This is a genomic window from Actinomadura latina NBRC 106108 (genome assembly GCF_001552195.1).
Classification (GTDB): Bacteria; Actinomycetota; Actinomycetes; order Streptosporangiales; family Streptosporangiaceae; genus Spirillospora; species Spirillospora latina.
Genome location: NZ_BCQS01000014.1, coordinates 13,258 through 32,319 on the forward strand (window position 1 = coordinate 13,258; position 19,062 = coordinate 32,319).

The window sequence follows — 19,062 nt, forward strand, 5'->3', positions numbered from 1 at the left end:
CGGCGGTGAAGAAGCTGAGCGTCCGGACGCGGCTGACGCTGGTGTACGGGTCGCTGTTCCTGGTGACCTCGGCGGTACTGGTCTCGGTGACGTACCTGCTGACCGTCCGGACGATGGACAACCGGCTCTCTGCCCGCGGCGACATCGACCCGGAGGCGCTCTCGCGGCTGCGGGCCATGGCGCTCGACGGCGACATGAGCCAGCTGATGGCGTTGAAGGCCGATGCCGACCGGCAGCTGGCGCAGCAGAAGCACGATGTGCTGGCGCAGCTGCTGCAGAGTTCGCTGGTCACGATGCTGGTGCTCGGCGTCGTCGCGGTGGTGATCGGGTACCTGGTCGCCGGGCGGATGCTGCGGCCGCTGCACAGGGTGACGGCGACGGCGCGCCGGCTCTCGGAGAGCAACATGCACGAGCGGATCGCGCTGGACGGCCCCCAGGACGAGATCAAGGACCTGGCCGACACGTTCGACCGGATGCTGGACCGGCTGAACCGCGCGTTCGACGCCCAGCGGCGGTTCGTCGCGAACGCCTCGCATGAGCTGCGCACGCCGCTGACCATCAACCGGACGGTGCTGGAGGTCGCGCTGGCGAGCCGGAAGAACCCGCCGGAGACGAAGGCGCTCGCGGACGTCCTGCTCGGCAACACCGCCCGGCATGAGCGGCTCATCGAGGGCCTGCTGCTGCTCGCCAAGTCCGAGCGGGAACCCGGCACCCGGGTGAGCACTCCGCTGCCGGACGTGGTCCGCAGCGCGCTCGACCAGCTCGACGACCCGGCGGTCGACGTGGAGGCGAGGCTCGCGCCGGCGGTCGTGACCGGTGATCCCGTCCTGCTGGAGCGCTGCGCGGTGAACCTGCTGGAGAACGCCGTGAAGTACAACGTGCGGGACGGCCGTGTCTGGGTCCGCACCGGAACGCGGGACGGGGAGGCGTTCCTCCAGGTCGTCAACACCGGGCGGCCCGTCCCCGGCTACGAGGTCGCGGCGATCTTCGAGCCGTTCCGGCGGCTGCGCGCCGACCGGACGGGGTCCAGGGACGGCGCGGGCCTCGGCCTGTCGATCGTCCGGGCCGTGGTGAACGCGCACGGCGGCACGATCGAGACGGTGCCGCGGCCGGACGGCGGCCTGTCGATCACAGTCCGGCTGCCCGCGGACGCGGCCACTCCACATGCCCCTCCGGTAGCGGCCGGCCTGGGCGCGCGCTGAGCCAGCGGGTCACGACCTTGCCGGTCGCGTTGCGCGGCAGCTCGGCGATGAAGTGCACGTCGCGCGGCGCCGCGTACCGGGCGACCTGCGCGTGGACGTACTCGCGGACGGCGTCCGCGTCGAGCCGGGCACCCGGCCGCAGGACGATGTAGGCGGCGAGCCGCTGCCCCCACTCGTCGTCGGGCACCCCGGTGATCGCGACCTCCTGGACCTCGGGCAGTTTCAGCAGCGCGTCCTCCACGTCCTTCGGGAGGACGTTCTCGCCGCCGGACACCACCATCCCGTCGCTGCGGCCCTCGACGAACAGCAGGCCGCGGTGGTCGATGTGGCCGAGGTCGCCGGTGGCGAGCAGCCCGTCGCGGACCTCCATCGGCTCGCCGCCCGTGTAGCCCTCGAACAGCAGCTCGTTCGCGGCGAAGATCTGCCCGCGGGTGGAGCGGCCCACGCTGCGGCCGTCGGCGTCCAGGATCGCCAGTGCCGTGTTGCGCGGCGGGCGCCCGGCGGTGCGCGGGTCGAGCCGCAGGTCGCGCGGGGTGGCGATGGACACCCAGGACGCCTCAGTGGACCCGTAGACGTTGTAGAGCCGGTCGCCGAACGCGTCCATGAACCGGGTGGCGAGGTCGCCGGGCAGCACGGCGCCGCTCAGCGCGAAGATCCGCAGCGAGGACGTGTCGTGGCGGCCGCGGACCTCCGGGGCCAGCTCCAGGATCCGCTGGCACATGACCGGGACGGCGAAGACGGTGGCGTCGCGGTGGGACGCGATGGCCCGCAGCGTCTGCTCGGGGTCGAACCGGCGGTGCAGGACGACCGGTGCCCGCAGCGCCCAGGCCATCTGCAGCGCGGCGTACCCCCAGGTGTGGAACAGCGGCGCCTCGACGATCATCGTCTGCCGGGCGCGCAGCGGGATCCGGGACGTCATCGAGGCGAGCGGCCACAGGCCCGGCCGGGGCGGGCGGCGGGCGCCCTTGGGGCGTCCGGTGGTGCCCGAGCTGAGCATGATCGTGCGGCTCTGGATCTGCGGCGGCCCGGCCGCCGCGCCGGACGCGGGCGCCGAGCCGATGATCTCGTCGATGCCGGGCCCCGGCCCGGCGGCGGGGCGGGGGGCCGCCTCCACGGCGGGACGCGGCGCGGGCGGCAGCGCCGCGAGCGGGACGGGCGCGGCGAGCGGCATCCCGGCCGGCGGGCGGCGGTCGGCCCACAGCACGTTGCGGCGCAGCGCGATGGGCACGTTGGCCAGCAGCGGCGCGAACTCGGCGTCGGCGACGATGAGGGCGGGCCGCAGCTCACCGAGCACGGCGCGGATCTGGCCCGTTCCGAAACCGGTGTTGAGCAGGACGACCTCGGCGCCGCGCCGGGAGCAGGCGACGAGCGTCAGCGCCATCCCCCGGTGGTTGCGGCACAGGACACCGACGCGCGGGCGGGGGCCGTGCAGCGGCAGCCCGGCGGCGAGGCGGGCGGCCAGCTCGTCCAGTTCGGCGAAGGTGAGGACGCCCTCGTCGTCGATCAGCGCGGGGCGGGACGGCGACCGCACCGCGGACGAGGCGACGAGACCGGCGAGCGTGGTGCCCCAGCGCCGCAGCGCGCCGAGTTGCCGGAGCATCCGGCGCGGGCCGCCGGCGAACAGCAGTCCGGTGCGCAGCAGGAGCGCGGCGAGATCGCGGATATGCCCGATCCGCCGGCGCATCCCCGGCCGGTACGCGGGCCTCGCGTGCGTCACCGTGCCTCCTCCCCCGCCACGTTACTCACCCGTCAATGACCGAACAAGGGCAGCGGCGGGTCAGTGGTTACTGACGAGTAGCATTGTTGGTTACCAGCGAGTAGCATCGCTGTCGCGGGCACTCGTGCCGCCGTCGAAGGCAGGGGCGGCACGAGGCTCGACGACCCCCACCGAGCCCGAGCCCACCGCAGGGAGGACGATCCGTGCCTCGCACCGCACGCGACGTCGTGTTCGTCGACGGCGTCCGCACGCCGTTCGGCAAGGCCGGCCCCAAGGGCCTGTACGCGGAGACCCGCGCCGACGACCTGGTCGTCCGCGCCATCCGCGAGCTGATGCGCCGCAACCCGTCCCTCCCACCCGACCGGGTGGACGAGGTCGCCATCGCCGCCACCACGCAGACCGGCGACCAGGGACTGACCATCGGGCGGTCCGCCGCCGTCCTGGCCGGGCTGCCGAAGAGCGTGCCCGGCTACGCCATCGACCGGATGTGCGCGGGCGCGATGACCGCCGTCACCACGTCCGGCGCCGGGATCTCGTTCGGCTCCTACGACGTCGTCATCGCCGGCGGCGTCGAGCACATGGGACGGCACCCGATGGGCGAGGGCGTCGACCCGAACCCGCGGTTCCTCGCCGACAAGCTCGTCGACCCGTCCGCCCTGGTCATGGGCACGACGGCGGAGAATCTGCACGACCGGTTCCCCGGCATCAGCAAGGAGCGCGCGGACGCCTACGCCGTGCGCAGCCAGCAGAAGGTCGCCGCCGCCTACGCCGCCGGGAAGATCCAGCCGGACCTCGTGCCGACCGCGATCCGCTCCGCCGAGAAGGGGTGGGGGCTCGCCACCGAGGACGAGCCGCCGCGCCCCGGCACCACGCTGGACGACCTCGCCAAGCTGAAGACCCCGTTCCGCGTGCAGGGCAACGTCACCGCCGGGAACGCCGCCGGGCTCAACGACGGCGCCACCGCCTGCCTGCTGGCGGCCGAGGACGTCGCCCGCGACCTCGGCCTCGCGCCGAAGATGCGGCTGGTCGACTTCTCGTTCGCCGGGGTGGAGCCGGAGGTCATGGGCATCGGGCCCGTCCCCGCGACCGAGAAGCTCCTCGCCCGCAACTCCCTGACGATGGACGACATCGGCCTCATCGAGATCAACGAGGCGTTCGCCGTGCAGGTGCTCGCGTTCCTCGAGCACTTCAAGATCGCCGATGACGACGCGCGGGTGAACCCGTGGGGCGGCGCGATCGCGCTCGGCCACCCGCTCGCCTCGTCCGGCGTCCGGCTGATGAACCAGCTCGCGCGCCTGTTCGAGGAGCGCACCGACGTGCGCTACGGGCTGACCACGATGTGTGTGGGCATGGGCATGGGCGGAACCGTCCTCTGGGAGAACGTCAACTGGGAGGACGGCAAATGAGCGACGGAGTCGTTCGGGGGGTCCGGGGGACCGCCCCCGGGGGGAGCACAGTGAGCGGTCTTGGAGAAGTCTTCGGCGACGAGGTCGTCACGCACGCGCACGTACGGGACGTGGCACTCCCCTACGGCGCGGGCACGCTCGCGCTCATCACACTGGACAACGGCTTCGACCACACCAAGCCGAACACCTTCGGCCCCAACGGCCTCGCCGAGCTGAACGCCGCCATCGACACGATCGCCGGACGCGATGACATCGCCGCCGTCGGCGTCACCGGCAAGCCGTTCATCTTCGCGGTCGGCGCCGACCTCAAGGGCGTCCCGCTCATCACGAGCCGGGAGGACGCACAGGCCATCGGCAAGCTGGGCCACGACGTGTTCCGGCGGCTCGGTGAGCTGGGCGTCCCGTCGTTCGCCTACTACAACGGCGCGGCGATGGGCGGCGGCGTCGAGATCGGCCTGCACTGCGCGTACCGGACGATCTCGTCCGGAGTCCCGGCGTTCGCGCTGCCCGAGGCGTTCCTCGGCCTGGTGCCCGGCTGGGGCGGGACGTACCTGCTGCCGAACCTGATCGGCGCGGAGAAGGCGCTCAAGGTCGTCATCGAGAACCCGCTCGCGCAGAACCGGACGCTCAAGGGCAGGCAGGCGTACGAGCTGGGCATCGCCGACGCGATCTTCGACTCGGCCGACTTCCTGGAGGAGTCGCTGGCCTGGACGGCACGCGTCCTCAACGGCGACATCACCGTCACCCGGCCCGAGGTCGACAAGGGCAAGGCGTGGGACGACGCCGTCGCGATGGCCCGCTGGAACCTGGACGGCAAGCTGCACGGCGCCGCCCCCTCCTTCACCCGCGCCCTCGATCTCGTCGCCGCCGCCAAGGACCGCGGCCGCGACGAGGGCTTCGCCGCGGAGGACGAGGCCCTGGCCGACCTCATCATGAGCGATGAGCTGCGCGCCGGCCTGTACGCGTTCGACCTCACCCAGAAGCGCGCGAAGAAGCCCGCCGGGGCGCCCGACAGGTCCCTGGCCCGCACGGTCACCAAGGTCGGCGTCGTCGGCGCGGGCCTGATGGCCTCGCAGCTCGCGCTGCTGTTCGCGCGCCGCCTGGAGGTGCCGGTCGTGCTGACCGACCTCGACCAGGAGCGCCTGGACAAGGGCGTCGGCTACGCGCACGGCGAGATCGACAAGCTGCTCGGCAAGGGCCGCGTCTCCCCCGACAAGGCGAACCGCCTCAAGTCGCTCATCTCCGGCTCGCTGACGAAGGACGCGTTCGCCGACGCCGACTTCGTCATCGAGGCGGTGTTCGAGGAGATGTCGGTCAAGCGGCGGGTGTTCGCCGAGGTCGAGGAGTACGTCTCGGCCGAGTGCGTCCTCGCGACCAACACCTCTTCCCTGTCGGTCACCGAGATGGCGTCCGGGCTGAAGCACCCCGAGCGCGTGGTCGGCTTCCACTTCTTCAACCCGGTCGCGGTGCTGCCGCTGCTGGAGATCGTCCGGGGCGAGCGGACCGGCGACGCCGCGCTCGCCACGGCGTTCGCGACCGGCAGGGCGCTGAAGAAGTCGTGCGTGCTGGTCAAGGACGCCCCGGCGTTCGTGGTCAACCGCGTCCTGCTGCGGCTGCTCGCCGAGATCGTCCAGACGGTCGACGAGGGCACCCCGATCGAGGTCGCGGAGCGGGCCGCCGCGCCGCTCGGCCTGCCGATGCCGCCGTTCGTCCTGATGGGCCTCGTCGGCCCGGCGATCGCGCTGCACGTCAACGAGACCCTGCACGGCGCGTTCCCGGACCGGTTCCCGCTGTCGGACAACCTCGCGAAGATGGTGGCGGCCGGCAAGTCCGGCGTGTACCTGCCGGACTTCTCCCTCGACCCCGAAGTCGTGGAGATCTTCGCCGGCGGGACGAGCCCGTCCACCGAGGAGCAGGTCCTCGACCGGGCGCTGGCCGCGCTCGCCGACGAGATCCGCATCATGCTGGACGAGGGCGTCGTCGCGGCTCCGGAGGACATCGACCTCTGCATGATCCTCGGCGCGGGCTGGCCGTTCCACCTCGGCGGCATCACCCCGTACCTGGACAGGTCGGGCGTCGCCGAGAAGGCGGCCGGCCGCCGCTTCCTGGAGCCGGGGGTCGCCTCCCTGCCCGCCTGATCCGCCCGCCCCGATCCCCGGCCGCTCCCGGTGAAGAGGCGTCCCGAACGTGGTTCGGGACGCCTCTTCTCCGGCATTTCCGCACGTCACGGACCCGCCGCCGTTTGAACTGATCATAAGCCGCGCACATATGGGCATACGGCAGACGGCCGAGTACCACGGGACGCGGAGGGGCACCGAGCATGAACGTGCTGCGGACGAAATCGGTGGAGCAGTCGATCCAGGACACCGAGGAGCCCGCGCACCGGCTCCGGCGCGACCTTTCCGCGCTCGACCTCACCGTCTTCGGCGTCGGCGTCATCATCGGCACCGGCATCTTCGTCCTCACCGGGCAGGTCGCCAGGGAGAAGGCCGGCCCCGCCGTCGCGCTGTCGTTCATCCTCGCCGCCGTCGTGTGCGGCCTCGCCGCGCTGTGCTACGCCGAGTTCGCCTCGACCGTCCCGGTCGCCGGGTCGGCCTACACGTTCTCCTACGCGACGCTCGGCGAGTTCCCCGCCTGGATCATCGGCTGGGACCTCATCCTGGAGATGGCGCTCGGCGCCGCCGTGGTGTCGGTCGGCTGGTCGGGCTACTTCGCCTCCCTGCTGGACAGCATCGGGATCACCCTGCCGGCGTCGATCGCCGCGCCGCCGGGCGAGGGCGGGACGGTGAACGTCCCCGCCATCTGCCTGGTGCTGCTGGTGACCTGGCTGCTGATCCTCGGCATCAAGATCTCCTCGCGGATCAACGCGGTCGTCGTCGCGATCAAGGTGTCGGTGGTGCTGCTGGTGATCTTCGCCGGGCTGTTCTTCGTGAAGGGCGCCAACTACAAGCCCTTCATCCCGCCCTCGCAGTCGACCGCGGAGGTGAGCGGCCTGAAGGCGCCCCTCCTGCAGGTGATATTCGGGATCACGCCGGTCAGCTTCGGCTGGCTCGGCATCTTCGCCGCCGTCGCGATCGTGTTCTTCGCCTACATCGGCTTCGACATCGTCGCCACCGCCGCGGAGGAGGCCCGCCGCCCGAAGCGGGACCTGCCCATCGGGCTCATCGGCTCCCTCCTCGTCACGGCCGTCCTGTACGCCGCGGTGTCGACCGTCGTCGCCGGCATGCAGAACTACACCCAGCTGAGCGCGGAGGCGCCGCTGGCGGACGCGTTCAAGGCCGTCGGCCACCCCGTCTTCGCCACCATCATCAGCGTCGGCGCGGTGATCGGCCTCACCACCGTCGTGATGATCCTGCTGCTCGGGCAGAGCCGGATCTTCTTCGCGATGGGCCGGGACGGCCTCATGCCGCCCTGGCTCTCGGTCGTCCACCCGCGCTTCGGCACCCCCTACCGGTCGACCGTCATCATGGGCGTGATCGTCGCCGTCCTCGCCGGGTTCATCCCGCTCTCGGAACTCGCCGAGCTGGTCAACATCGGCACGCTGTTCGCGTTCCTCGTCGTCTCCATCGCCGTGATGATCCTGCGCCGCACCCGGCCGGACCTGCCGCGCGCGTTCCGCACCCCGTGGGTGCCGGTCATCCCGGTCCTGTCCGTGCTCGCCTGCCTGTTCGTGATGATCAACCTGCCCGTCGAGACGTGGCTGCGGTTCCTCGCCTGGATGGTCGTCGGCACCATCGTCTACGCCTCCTACGGCTACCGGCACAGCCGCGTCCAGGTCGCCGAACCGCCCTCCGCCAAGCACTGACCCGCCCCGCCGTGACGGGACTCACGGTAGGCATTTGGGCCCCGGGTGGGCACAATGGCCCGCATGGCTTCTCCAGTGCTCGTCGCGGTGATCGGTTCCGGCCCGGCGGGGATCTACGCCGCCGAGGCCCTCGTCAAGCAGACCGGCGGCGACGTCCGGGTGGACGTGTTCGACCGGCTGCCGACGCCGTACGGGCTCGTCCGCTACGGCGTCGCTCCCGACCACACGTCCATCAAGTCGATCGCCCGGTACCTGCAGAGGGTCCTGGAGAATCCCGGCGTCCGGTTCTTCGGCTGCGTCGAGCTGGGCCGCGACATCACCCGCGCGGACCTGCTCGACTGCTACGACGCCGTCATCTACGCGACGGGCGCGATGGTCGACCGGCAGATGCGGATCCCCGGCGAGGAGCTGCCCGGCAGCATCGCCGCCACCGACTTCGTGAACTGGTACTGCGGGCACCCCGACGCCGCCGACCACGAGTTCGACCTGTCCGTGGAGGAGGTCGCGGTCGTCGGCGTCGGCAACGTCGCCGTCGACGTCGTCCGCATCCTCGCGAAGACGGCCGGCGAGCTGCGCGACACCGACGTGCCCGAGCAGGTCATCGAGGCGCTGTCGCGCAGCCGGGTCAAGCGCGTCCACATGATCGGGCGGCGCGGCCCCGCGCAGGCGAAGTTCACCACGAAGGAGGCCCGCGAACTGGGCGAGCTGCCCAACGCGAGCATCCACGTCCGGCCCGAGGACATGGACCTCGACCCGGCGAGCGCCGAACTGGCCGCGAGCGACCGCAAGACCGGCGGCAACATCAAGGCTCTCAACGCCTGGACGGGCGAGCCCGCCCCCGGGCGGGCCCGGCACATCGACGTCCGGTTCTGGCGCGCGCCCGCCGAGATCCTCGGCACCGGCCGCGTCGAGGGCCTCAAGCTGGAGAAGACGGAGCTGGACGAGTCGGGCCGCGTCGTCGGCACCGGCGAGTTCGAGACGCTGCCCGTCGGCATGGTGCTGCGCTCGGTCGGGTACCAGAGCGTCCCGCTGGACGGCGTCCCGTTCGACGAGCGCTCCCACGTCGTCCCCAACGAGGGCGGCCGGATCCTCGGGCCCGACGGCGCGCCCGTCCCCGGCGAGTACGTCGCCGGGTGGATCAAGCGCGGCCCGTCCGGTGTCGTCGGCACCAACAAGTCCGACGCCGCCGAGACCGTCCGCAACCTCCTGGCGGACGCCGCCGAGAGCGACTCGGCGCCGAAGCGCACCATCGAGGAACTGCTGGAGGCGCGCGGGCTGCCCATCGTCACCTACACCGACTGGCTCAAGCTCGACGCGGCCGAGATCGCCCTCGCGCGGAGCCTCGACCGCGGCGAGCGGGTCAAGCTGGCCCGCTGGGAGGCGATGACCTCCGCCTGCCGCGGCGCAGAGTGACGCCCGTGTAATTCATCTTCTCGCGAATTCCCCACCGGCAAGGTAGTGACGGACATGTGACGCGGGCGCTACGGTGCGGCGTGTGACCGGCGGTCCAGAACTGTACGGGTTCCCCCCACCCGAGACCGTCCCCGACCTCAGGTGGCTGGGCCCCGACTACGTGTCCGTACTCGTGTACGACCTGACGCAGGGGCTCCTGCGCCAGGATCCGCGCACGTCCGTCATGGGCGTGCGGTGCGAGGGCGAGCCCAGGCTCGACCCCTCGGTCGACCCGGCGGGCGTCATCCGCGCGCACGACGCCTGCTTCCCGCTGCAGGTCTTCGTCCAGGACGGCGCCGGACGCCCCTGGCGCCTGCGCGGGCGGTGGACGTACTCGGGACGCGAACTCGGCACGTCCGCCGCGTCCATCACCCACTCCTGGCGGCTCATGTCCGCCGACGGCGTGTAAAGCCCGCGGGCGCCGGACGTCACCGATGCGTCCGGCGCCCGCTCGGCAGGGTCAGGGCTTCTCGTCCGACGTCTCCGCCTCCGTCGCGTCCGCGGTCTCGGCATCCGTCGAGGTGATGCGGGCGACGTACTCGGTGACGTCGCGGGCGAGCGCCTGCGGCGTCAGGCCGATGTCGATGAGGATCTCGCCCCGCGAGGAGTGGTCGAGGAACTCCTGCGGGATGCCGAACGTGCGGATCGGGGCGTCCACCCCGTTGTCGCGCAGCAGCCGTGCCACGGCGTCGCCGACGGCGCCGGTGCGGCCGTTGTCCTCCGCGACGGCGACGAGCGCGTGGTCGCGGGCGAGGTCGAGCAGCGCCGGGTCGAGCGGCTTCACCCAGCGCGGGTCGACGACGGTGACGCCGATGCCCTGCGCGGCGACGAGCCCGGCCGCCTCGACCGCCGGCGCCGCCATCGAGCCGGCCGCCACCAGCAGGACGCGGGTGCCGTTGGAGCCGTCGTGGCGGGCCAGCACGTCCATCCCGCCGGCCTTGCCGATCGCCTCGATGTCGGCGGCCGCCGGGCCCTTCGGGTACCGGATCGCGGTCGGCCCGTCGGAGACGGCGACGCACTCGCGCAGCAGCTCGCGCAGCCGCGCGCCGTCGCGCGGAACGGCGATGCGCATGCCGGGCACCAGCTGCAGGATCGACATGTCCCACATGCCGTTGTGGCTGGCGCCGTCGTCACCGGTCACGCCGGAGCGGTCCAAGGCGAACGTGACGGGCTGCCTGTGGAGCGCCGTGTCCATCAGGACCTGGTCGAAGGCGCGGTTGAGGAACGTCGCGTACACCGCCACGACCGGGTGCAGGCCGCCCATGGCGAGCCCGGTGGCGGACGTGACGGCGTGCTGCTCGGCGATGCCGACGTCGAAGATGCGGTCGGGGAACGCCTCCGCGAACGGCGCGAGCCCGACCGGGTAGAGCATCGCGGCGGTGATGCCGACGACGTCGCGGCGCTCCCGGCCGATCGCCACCATCTCCTCGCCGAAGACCTTCGTCCAGGCGGGGCCGCCCTTCTTGGTGACGAACTTGCCGGTGGCGGGGTCGAACGCGCCGCCGCCGTGCATGCAGTCCTCGGTGTCGTTCTCCGCCGGGGCGTAGCCGCGCCCCTTGGTGGTGATGCAGTGCACGATGACCGGGCGGCCGAACCCACGCGCGCGGCGCAGGGCGCGCTCGACGGCGTCCTCGTCGTGGCCGTCGATCGGGCCGACGTACTTCATGCCGAGGTCCTCGAACATGGCCTGCGGCTGCAGGACGTCCTTGAGGCCCTTCTTGATGCCGTGCAGCGCCTCGTAGGTGAGGTTGCCGACGACCGGGGCGCGCGGCACCGTCTTCTTGATGAGGTCGAGCGCGTTCTCGTAGCCCTGGGTGACGCGCAGGTCGGCGAGGTGGGACGCGAGGCCGCCGATCGTCGGCGAGTACGACCGTCCGTTGTCGTTCACGACGATGATGACGGGACGGTCGACGCCGGCGGCGATGTTGTTGAGCGCCTCCCAGCACATGCCGCCGGTCAGCGCGCCGTCACCGACCACCGCGACCACCGCGCGGTCGGGCTCGCCGCGCAGCTGGAACGCCTTGGCGAACCCGTCGGCGTACGAGAGCGCGGTCGAGGCGTGCGAGTTCTCGATGACGTCGTGCTCGGACTCGGCGCGGCTCGGGTAGCCCGACAGGCCGCCGCGCCTGCGCAGCAGCTCGAAGTCGTGCCGGCCGGTGAGCATCTTGTGCACGTAGGCCTGGTGCCCCGTGTCGAAGAGGATCTTGTCGTGCGGCGAGTCGAAGACGCGGTGCAGCGCGATCGTCAGCTCGACCGCGCCGAGGTTGGGCCCCAGATGCCCGCCGGTCTTGGAGACCGCCTGAACGAGGAACTCGCGGATCTCCTCCGCGAGCCGAGACAGTTGAGCGGCGTCCAGTCGTTTGAGGTCGTCGGGACCTTTGATCGACTCCAGCAAGCTCACTCGTTTCAACTCCTCCGTCGGGGATCGGGTCTCCCCTGTCTCGGGCCGTTCCGAGTTTAATCCCGGTTCGCCCCCGACGCGCCGAGGGGCACGCGCGCGCCGGGTGTGAAAAAGCCGCCTCCTCGCCGGGGATGGGGTAGGAGTAGAGCATGGGCGTCGAAGAGATCGTGCTGCTCAACGCGGACGACGAAGCCGTCGGAACCGCTCCGAAGAGCGCCAGCCACCACAGGGACACGCCGTACCACCTGGCCTTCTCCTGCTACGTGGTCGACACGGAAGGTCGTGTCCTGATCACGCAGCGCGCCCTGGACAAGGGAACGTTCCCCGGTGTCTGGACGGGGAGCTGCTGCGGCCATCCCGCACCGGGCGAGAAGCTGCGCGACGCCGTGCTGCGGCGGCTGCGCGACGAGCTGGGCATGCCGGCGGCGTCGCTCACGTCCGTCCTGCCGCGCTTCCGGTACCGGGCCGTCGCCGCGGACGGGACCGTCGAGCACGAGCGCTGCCCCGTCGTGCGCGCCACCGTCGCGGACGGGGCCGTCCACCCGAACCCCGGCGAGGTCGAGGCGGCCGAGTGGTGGCCGTGGGAGCGCTGCCTGGAGCTGGCGGAGCGGCCCGAGTCCTCGCCCTGGTACCGGCTGCAGCTCGCCGAGCTGGCGCCGCTCGGCGCCCCGCTCGACTGGCCGGACGCCGGGCCGGGAGGGCTGCCGCCCGCGCTCGCCTGGTAGGTCCGCCCGCCCCGCATCACCTCTTGATCACTTTTCCGTCCCCGGTGTTGACCGGCGCGCTCGTCCGAACGGACGCTTGCCCTCCCGGGGTTACCGAAGGGACGGACGATGCGAGTACGTGCTTTCCGGCGCCGCTGGACGGTCTTCGCGGCCGTGGCCATGACCGGTGCCCTCGCCATGTCGGGCTGCGGCGGTGACGGCGGCGGAGACTCCAAGAACGACAGCTCCGAGGTCGAGGTCTTCTCCTGGTGGACGGGGCCGGGCGAGGCCGACGGGCTGCAGGCCATGCAGGCCGACTTCGAGAAGAAGAATCCCGGTACGAAGTTCGTCAACGCGGCGATCGCCGGCGGGTCGGGGACGCAGGCGAAGGCCGTCCTGGCGAGCCGGCTGCAGAACCGCAAGCCGCCGGACTCGTTCCAGGGCCACGCCGGCGCGGAACTCCTCGACTACATCAAGGCCGGGCAGATCGAGCCGCTGGACGACTTCTACCAGCAGAACAACCTGAAGTCGGTCTACCCGCAGCAGCTCCTCGACCAGATCACCTACAAGGGGCACATCTACTCGGTGCCGGTGAACATCCACCGGTCCAACGTGCTCTGGTACAACCCGGACATCCTCAAGGACGCCGGGGTCGGCGGGCCGCCGAAGTCGGTCTCCGAGTTCATCACGGCGCTGAAGGCCGTCAAGGACAAGACGAAGAAGATCCCGCTGTCGCTCGGCGCGCAGTGGACGGCCGACCACCTGCTGGAGAACGTCCTGCTCGGCAGCCTCGGCACCGACGGCTACAACGCACTGTGGAAGCCGGGCGCCGACTGGAGCACCCCGGCGATCACCAAGGCGCTGAACGACTTCGGCGAGATCATGAAGTACACGACGCTGGAGGCCGCGTCCACCGACTGGCAGGGCGCCGCGAAGGCCGTCGTGGACGACAAGGCCGCGTTCAACATCATGGGCGACTGGGCGTACGGCTACTTCGTCGGCGCCGCCCCCAACGGCCTCGGCAAGAAGCTCGACGTCGACTTCAAGTACGCGCCGGCTCCGGGCACCGAGGGCACCTACATGTGGCTCTCGGACAGCTTCACCCTGCCCAAGGGCGCGCCGCACCGCGCCGGGGCGACCGCGTGGCTGAAGGAGGTCTCCAGCAAGGAGGGCCAGGACCTCTTCAACCCGAAGAAGGGCTCCATCCCCGCACGCAAGGACGCCGACAAGAGCCTCTACACCGGCTACCTGCAGACCGCGTTCGAGGAGTGGAACAACCCGCAGACCAAGCTCGCGGGCTCGTTCTGGCACGGTGTGAACGCCAATAACAAGTGGCACACCGACATCGACACCGCGATCGGCCTGTTCCTGCAGAACAAGGACGTGGCCAAGCTCCAGCAGGGGCTGGTGAGCGCCGCCAAGAACAGCGGACAGTGACCGCCTCGGAAGAGGGCCTGAAAGCAGCCGGCCCCGGCCGCCGGGAGGCGCCGGAGGAGCACCGCTCGTCGTTCGTCCGGCGCAGCCGCAAGTGGCTGCCGGGGCTGCTGCTGGTCTCGCCGTCCATCGTCGCGATCGGCCTGTTCGTCTACGGGCTGCTGTTCTGGAACACGCGGGTCGCGCTGAGCGGCAAGCACGACGAGATCTCCGAGTACGGGTTCGACAAGGGCAGGAACTTCGTCGACCTGTGGTCCCAGCCGAGCTGGCCGGGGGCGGTGAAGCACGCGCTGCTGTTCACCGCCGTGTTCGTCGTCGGCGCGCTCGTCCTGGGCGCGTTCCTGGCGTTCCTCATGGACAAGGGCGTCCGCGCGGAGGCGGGCTTCCGCGTCGTGTACCTGTTCCCGATGGCGGTGTCGTTCATCGCCAGCGGGGTGGTGTGGCGATGGCTGATGAACCCGGCGCCGCCGCAGCGCGCCGTCGGGTTCAACCAGCTGTTCGACAAGATCCATCTCGGGTTCCTGTCGAACAGCTGGTGGCAGGACCCGGACTGGGGCATGGCGGCGATGGCCCTCCCCGCCATCTGGCAGATGTCCGGATATGTCATGGCTTTGTATCTGGCCGGGTTCCGCAGCGTCCCCGAGGATCTGCGCGAGGCGGCGCGGGTGGACGGCGCGTCCGAGTGGAAGGTGTACCGGTACGTGGTGTTCCCGCAGCTCCGCCCGGTGACGCTGTCCGCGCTGATCATCCTCGGGCACATCTCGCTCAAGGTGTTCGACCTGATCATGGCGATCGCGGGCAAGCAGATCATCACCTATGTGCCGGCCATCGCCACCTACGTGGAGATCTTCGACCGGCACGACCCGGCCAACGGAGCCACCATCGCCACCTACATGCTCGTCGCGGTGGCCGTCCTGGTGATCCCGTACCTGGTCTGGTCCGTCCGATCGGAGCGGACCCGATGACCGCCGTGGGCGCGCCGGGCCGCTCGTCCGGCACCGTGCAGGCGGTGAAGCTGGTCGTCCTGCTGGCGTTCGTGCTGCTGTTCCTCATCCCCGTCTACGTCCTGATCGTCACCAGCTTCAAGCCGCTGGACGAGGCGGACCCGAGCAGCGCGTGGAGCCTGCCGGGCCACTGGAGCACGTCCGGCTGGAGCTCGGCGTGGGACGCGCTGAGGCCGGGCCTGGAGAACAGCGTCAAGATCGCCGTGTCCGGGTCGATCATCTCGGCCGTGCTCGGCTCGCTGAACGGCTTCGTCCTGTCCAAATGGCGTTTCCCGGGCGCGGACGTCGTCTTCACCCTGTTCCTGTTCGGCATGTTCATCCCGTACCAGGCGGTCATGATCCCGCTGGCGGGGCTCCTGACGGACATGGAACTCTCGGGCACGATCCGCGGCCTCGTCCTCGCGCACGTCGTGTACGGCATCCCGATCTGCACGCTCATCTTCCGGAACTACTACGTCACGATTCCGGACGAGCTGATCGAGGCGTCCCGCGTGGACGGCGCCGGCATGCTGCGCACGTACTGGTCGGTGATCCTGCCCGTGTCGGCGCCGGCGTTCGCGGTGACGCTGATCTGGCAGTTCACCTCGATGTGGAACGACTTCCTGTTCGCGGTGTTCCTCGGGGCCCCCGACAGCTGGCCGGTCACCGTGATGCTGAACAACACCGCGGGCTCGGGAGCGGTCGCCGTCCAGTACAACCAGCAGATGGCATCGGCGCTTCTTGCGTCCCTGCCGACCCTGCTCGTCTACCTGCTGCTGGGCCGTTTCTTCATGCGCGGCCTCATGGCGGGAGCACTCAAGGGATAAGTCGCATGAGCACGTCAACCCGACCCCGTTCTCATGCGTCACATGGGTGATCGAAGGAGATCCGCATGGGAGTCGAACGGCCCGGCAGCCGTCCCATGACGGACATCAACCCTTTCGACCCGTCCGTTGGCAATTTCGCCGGGATGCGCCTAGCCTCTCGGGCATCGTCGCGCGGCACACCGGCATCCCGCCGGGGCCTCGGCGATCCCGGGGGCGACGGAGACGGGACGAGCAGTGGAGGTGGCCGCGTGCAGGCGATGAGTGTTCAGCAGCCCTGGGCGTTCGCGATCGCGCGTGGCGGCGGGTCCGTCTCGAACCAGAGCCTGCCCACCGCCTACCGCGGCCCCCTCCTCGTCCACGCCTCCATGCGCGTCGACCTGAAGGCCTGCGACTCGCCGCTGATCCAGGCCGCCGGCTGGGACCCGCGCGACCCGCTCGCCACGATCGGCGCCGTCATCGCCGTCGCCGACCTCGACGACGTCTGCTCCGCCGCCGTCCAGGGCGGCTCCTGCGACTGCGGCCCCTGGGCGGAGCGCGGCCACCACCACTGGCACCTCGGCGCCGTCCGCCCCCTCCCCCGCCCCATCGTCGCCCTCGGCCGCACCGACCTGTGGCAGCCCCACCCCACCCTGGTCAACGAGGTCGACACGATGTTCGCCCTCAACCCCGCCACCTGAGAGCGCGCAGCCGCCGCGACCGGGAGATCAGCACAGAGGCGAGATGGCGGCAAGGAACGTGCCGCACGCCTCAGAGATCTCCAGGGGCGCCGGCGGCCTCGCGGAGGCGGCGGAACTCGGCGGCGAGGCGGTCGAGCTGCCAGCTCGCGTTGAGGCCGCTCGGGTTCGGGAGGACCCACACGCGCGCCGCGCCGAACGTCTCGTCCTGCGGGCCGATCCGGGTGCGGGGACGGCCGAAGGCGGTGCGGTAGGCGGTGACGCCGGCGACGGCCAGGTAAGCGGGACGGTACCGGTCGACGAGGGCCTTCAGGCGGCGTCCGCCTTCGCGGAGCTCGTCGTCGGTCAGTTCGTCCGCGCGAGCGGTCGTGCGGTGCACCAGGTTGGTGATGCCGAGGCCGCACCCCGGCAGGAGGTCCTGCTCGGACGGGGACAGGAGCCGGTCGGTGAAGCCGGAGCGGTGCAGGGCGGGCCAGAAGCGGTTGCCCGGACGCGCGAAATGGTGCCCCGTGGCGCCGGAGTAGAGGCCCGAGTTGATGCCGCTGAACAGCACGCGGAGCGTCCCGCCGTCCGGCGGAAGGACGTCGGGGATGACGAGGTCGCGTGCGGCCTCCAGATCGGCCTTCGTGGGACGCATCGAACAAAATTACCGGCGGCCCGGCGGCACCGTGAACGCGCCGCCTTCGCGGGACGCATCAGAGCAGGTTACGGACGATCAACACCACCGCGGACGTTCCGACGACGACGAGGAGCGCCAGGCGGAGGCGTCCCGCGTCCAGGTAGCGGCGCAGCGGCCCGGCCACGAGGAACCCCGCGAGGACGAACGGAAGCAGGGCCAGGCCCGCGACGACCTGCCGGGCGGGAAGGTGCCCCGCGAGGCCGAGGACGGTGAGGGACAGCAGCGTGCCGCCGAAGAAGTACAGGGCGAGGGTCGCGCGGACGCGCGGGCCGCTCTCACGCTGGTAGAGCAGCGCGATCGGCGGGCCGCCGATCCCGGACGCGGTCCCGGTGGTGCCGGAGACGACTCCGGCGGCGGCCAGCGTCCGGCGGTTGCGCGGCACGTCCCGCGCCCCCGCCGTCATGGCGAGCGCGGCGAGGACGATCGCGCCGATGATGACGCCGAGGACGCGGTCGGGGACGGCCGCCACCAGCCACACCCCGAACGGCGTCCCGGCGAGCCGGCCGCCGAAGGCCCAGCCGAGCCCGCGCACCTCGACGTGCCGGACCTCCTGCGCGAGGGTCGCGAGCGGAAGCAGCAGCGCGATCACGAGGATCGCCCCCGGCATCAGCGACGGGAACAGCATCGTCACGATCGGGGTCGTGACCAGGCCGACGCCGAGGCCGACGCTGCCCTGCACGATCGCGCCGATCAGCGCCGCCAGCCCGCCGACCAGGAGAAAGTCGATATGCGGCACGTTGTGTGACGCTACATCCCGACTTATCAGGTCATCATCAGGCGGATGCGTCGGTCCCGTGTCGGGACGGAATCCCGGCCGAGGAGAGCGTCATCAGGCGGATGCCTCGGTGAGGCGCTTGAGCTGGTCGTCGGTCAGGGTCGTCCGGGCGGACTCGACGAGCGGCGGGAGCTGGTCGAGGGTGCGGGCGCTGGCGATGGGCGCGGCGACGGTCGGCTGCGCGGCGAGCCAGGCCAGCGCCACGGTCGCGACGGCGGCGCCCTGCTCCTCGGCGACGATGTCGAGCGCGGCCAGCACCGCGCGTCCGCGCTCGGTGTCGAGGTGCTTGGCCGCGCGCCCGGCGCGCACGCTGTCCACGCTGGCGCCGGGACGGTACTTGCCGGTGAGGAAGCCCGACGCGAGGCCGTAGTACGGGACGGCGGCCAGCCCGTGCCGTTCGGCGATGTCGCGGCGCGGGCCCTCGTAGGTGTCGCGGGACACCAGGTTGTAGTGCGGCTGGATGGCCACGTAGCGGGCGGTACCCTCCCGCTCGCTGAACTCCAGGGACGCCTCCAGCCGGTCCAGCTCGATGTTGGACACCGCGATCTGCCGCACCTTGCCCGCGGTGACCAGCTCGTCCAGTGCCGTCATGATGTCCTCGACGGGCACGGACGGGTCGTCGAAGTGCGTGTAGTACAGGTCGATGCGGTCGGTGCGGAGCCGCCGCAGCGAGTCGTCCGCGGCGGCCTTGATGTTCGCCGGGGCCAGCCCCTGGCGGTCGGGGTGCCTGCCCACCTTGGTCGCGATGACGATGTCGTCCCGGTTGCCGCGCGACTCCGCCCACTCCCCGATGATCGCCTCCGACTCGCCGCCGCTGTTGCCCGGCGCCGACGCCATGTAGGAGTCGGACGTGTCGACGAAGTCGCCGCCGGCCGCCGCGTAGGCGTCCAGGATCTCGAACGACCGCTCCTTGCCGGTGGTCCAGCCGAAGACGTTGCCGCCCAGGCAGAGCGGAAAGACGTCCAGATCGCCGATCTTCTTCATGCCAGCCATCCCTTGATCC

At 71.3% G+C, this 19,062-nt stretch carries 16 protein-coding genes; 11 read left to right on the forward strand and 5 right to left on the reverse strand.

Going from position 1 to position 19,062, the window contains the following annotated elements:
* The first annotated feature begins 5 nt into the window (after positions 1-5).
* Complete coding sequence (locus AL2_RS20890) at positions 6-1,202, forward strand: sensor histidine kinase (RefSeq protein ID WP_245666786.1); 1,197 nt, start codon at positions 6-8, stop codon at positions 1,200-1,202.
* Here AL2_RS20890 and AL2_RS20895 read toward each other — a convergent pair.
* A complete protein-coding gene (locus AL2_RS20895; protein WP_245666788.1) occupies positions 1,129-2,919 on the reverse strand; it encodes an AMP-binding protein in 1,791 nt (596 codons plus the stop codon). The two genes, AL2_RS20890 and AL2_RS20895, sit on opposite strands and share 74 nt — an antisense overlap.
* Positions 2,920-3,122: 203 nt before the next feature.
* Here AL2_RS20895 and AL2_RS20900 point away from each other — a divergent pair, with 203 nt between their 5' ends.
* The 5 genes from AL2_RS20900 to AL2_RS20920 all read left to right on the forward strand — a co-directional run bounded on the left by AL2_RS20900 (position 3,123) and on the right by AL2_RS20920 (position 9,991).
* Positions 3,123-4,325 (forward strand): thiolase family protein, encoded by a 1,203-nt coding sequence (locus tag AL2_RS20900; protein ID WP_067635965.1) that lies wholly within the window; start codon positions 3,123-3,125, stop codon positions 4,323-4,325.
* 50 nt (positions 4,326-4,375) lie between these two features.
* Positions 4,376-6,463, forward strand: coding sequence for a 3-hydroxyacyl-CoA dehydrogenase NAD-binding domain-containing protein (locus tag AL2_RS20905; RefSeq protein WP_067635967.1), 2,088 nt, complete (start codon positions 4,376-4,378; stop codon positions 6,461-6,463).
* Between the two features lie 182 nt (positions 6,464-6,645).
* Positions 6,646-8,130, forward strand: a complete 1,485-nt coding sequence (locus AL2_RS20910; protein WP_067635969.1) for an amino acid permease — start codon at positions 6,646-6,648, stop codon at positions 8,128-8,130.
* A 63-nt stretch (positions 8,131-8,193) separates the two neighbouring features.
* Entirely contained in the window at positions 8,194-9,543 is a 1,350-nt protein-coding gene (locus AL2_RS20915; RefSeq protein ID WP_157438276.1) for an FAD-dependent oxidoreductase, read from the forward strand.
* 82 nt (positions 9,544-9,625) lie between these two features.
* Positions 9,626-9,991, forward strand: a complete 366-nt coding sequence (locus tag AL2_RS20920; RefSeq protein WP_067635973.1) for a hypothetical protein — start codon at positions 9,626-9,628, stop codon at positions 9,989-9,991.
* 51 nt (positions 9,992-10,042) lie between these two features.
* On the opposite strand, the gene dxs is transcribed toward AL2_RS20920, so the two are convergent.
* Positions 10,043-11,983, reverse strand: coding sequence for a 1-deoxy-D-xylulose-5-phosphate synthase (gene dxs / locus AL2_RS20925; protein WP_067635975.1), 1,941 nt, complete (start codon positions 11,981-11,983; stop codon positions 10,043-10,045).
* 149 nt (positions 11,984-12,132) lie between these two features.
* Between dxs and idi the strand changes: the two genes are divergently transcribed.
* From idi to AL2_RS20950, 5 genes are all read left to right on the forward strand, one after another.
* On the forward strand, positions 12,133-12,708 hold the full coding sequence (idi, locus tag AL2_RS20930) for an isopentenyl-diphosphate Delta-isomerase (RefSeq protein ID WP_067635977.1): 576 nt from the start codon (positions 12,133-12,135) through the stop codon (positions 12,706-12,708).
* 108 nt (positions 12,709-12,816) lie between these two features.
* A complete protein-coding gene (locus AL2_RS20935; protein ID WP_067635979.1) occupies positions 12,817-14,124 on the forward strand; it encodes an ABC transporter substrate-binding protein in 1,308 nt (435 codons plus the stop codon).
* Complete coding sequence (locus AL2_RS20940) at positions 14,121-15,086, forward strand: carbohydrate ABC transporter permease (RefSeq protein ID WP_067635981.1); 966 nt, start codon at positions 14,121-14,123, stop codon at positions 15,084-15,086. The genes AL2_RS20935 and AL2_RS20940 overlap by 4 nt, the downstream gene beginning before the upstream one ends.
* Positions 15,083-15,931 (forward strand): carbohydrate ABC transporter permease, encoded by an 849-nt coding sequence (locus AL2_RS20945; RefSeq protein ID WP_067635983.1) that lies wholly within the window; start codon positions 15,083-15,085, stop codon positions 15,929-15,931. The genes AL2_RS20940 and AL2_RS20945 overlap by 4 nt, the downstream gene beginning before the upstream one ends.
* Before the next feature lie 257 nt (positions 15,932-16,188).
* Positions 16,189-16,608, forward strand: coding sequence for an ASCH domain-containing protein (locus tag AL2_RS20950; RefSeq protein ID WP_210747934.1), 420 nt, complete (start codon positions 16,189-16,191; stop codon positions 16,606-16,608).
* A 70-nt stretch (positions 16,609-16,678) separates the two neighbouring features.
* On the opposite strand, the gene mug is transcribed toward AL2_RS20950, so the two are convergent.
* The 3 genes from mug to AL2_RS20965 form a co-directional block, all read right to left on the reverse strand.
* Positions 16,679-17,242 (reverse strand): G/U mismatch-specific DNA glycosylase, encoded by a 564-nt coding sequence (gene mug, locus AL2_RS20955; RefSeq protein ID WP_067635987.1) that lies wholly within the window; start codon positions 17,240-17,242, stop codon positions 16,679-16,681.
* Between the two features lie 58 nt (positions 17,243-17,300).
* Positions 17,301-18,020, reverse strand: coding sequence for a sulfite exporter TauE/SafE family protein (locus AL2_RS20960; RefSeq protein WP_067635989.1), 720 nt, complete (start codon positions 18,018-18,020; stop codon positions 17,301-17,303).
* Between the two features lie 93 nt (positions 18,021-18,113).
* Positions 18,114-19,043: an aldo/keto reductase gene (locus tag AL2_RS20965; RefSeq protein WP_218003688.1), complete on the reverse strand. Its 930-nt coding sequence runs from the start codon at positions 19,041-19,043 to the stop codon at positions 18,114-18,116.
* Positions 19,044-19,062 lie beyond the last annotated feature (19 nt).

What these genes read in the sequence shown, in the direction of transcription:
- AL2_RS20910 (WP_067635969.1), top strand. Translation starts at nt 6,646, where the DNA reads ATGAACGTGCTGCGGACGAAATCGGTGGAGCAGTCGATCCAGGACACC.
- AL2_RS20915 (WP_157438276.1), top strand. Translation starts at nt 8,194, where the DNA reads ATGGCTTCTCCAGTGCTCGTCGCGGTGATCGGTTCCGGCCCGGCGGGG.
- idi (WP_067635977.1), top strand. Translation starts at nt 12,133, where the DNA reads ATGGGCGTCGAAGAGATCGTGCTGCTCAACGCGGACGACGAAGCCGTC.
- AL2_RS20935 (WP_067635979.1), top strand. Translation starts at nt 12,817, where the DNA reads ATGCGAGTACGTGCTTTCCGGCGCCGCTGGACGGTCTTCGCGGCCGTG.
- AL2_RS20945 (WP_067635983.1), top strand. Translation starts at nt 15,083, where the DNA reads ATGACCGCCGTGGGCGCGCCGGGCCGCTCGTCCGGCACCGTGCAGGCG.
- AL2_RS20950 (WP_210747934.1), top strand. Translation starts at nt 16,189, where the DNA reads ATGAGTGTTCAGCAGCCCTGGGCGTTCGCGATCGCGCGTGGCGGCGGG.
- mug (WP_067635987.1), bottom strand. Translation starts at nt 17,242, where the DNA reads ATGCGTCCCACGAAGGCCGATCTGGAGGCCGCACGCGACCTCGTCATC.
- AL2_RS20965 (WP_218003688.1), bottom strand. Translation starts at nt 19,043, where the DNA reads ATGAAGAAGATCGGCGATCTGGACGTCTTTCCGCTCTGCCTGGGCGGC.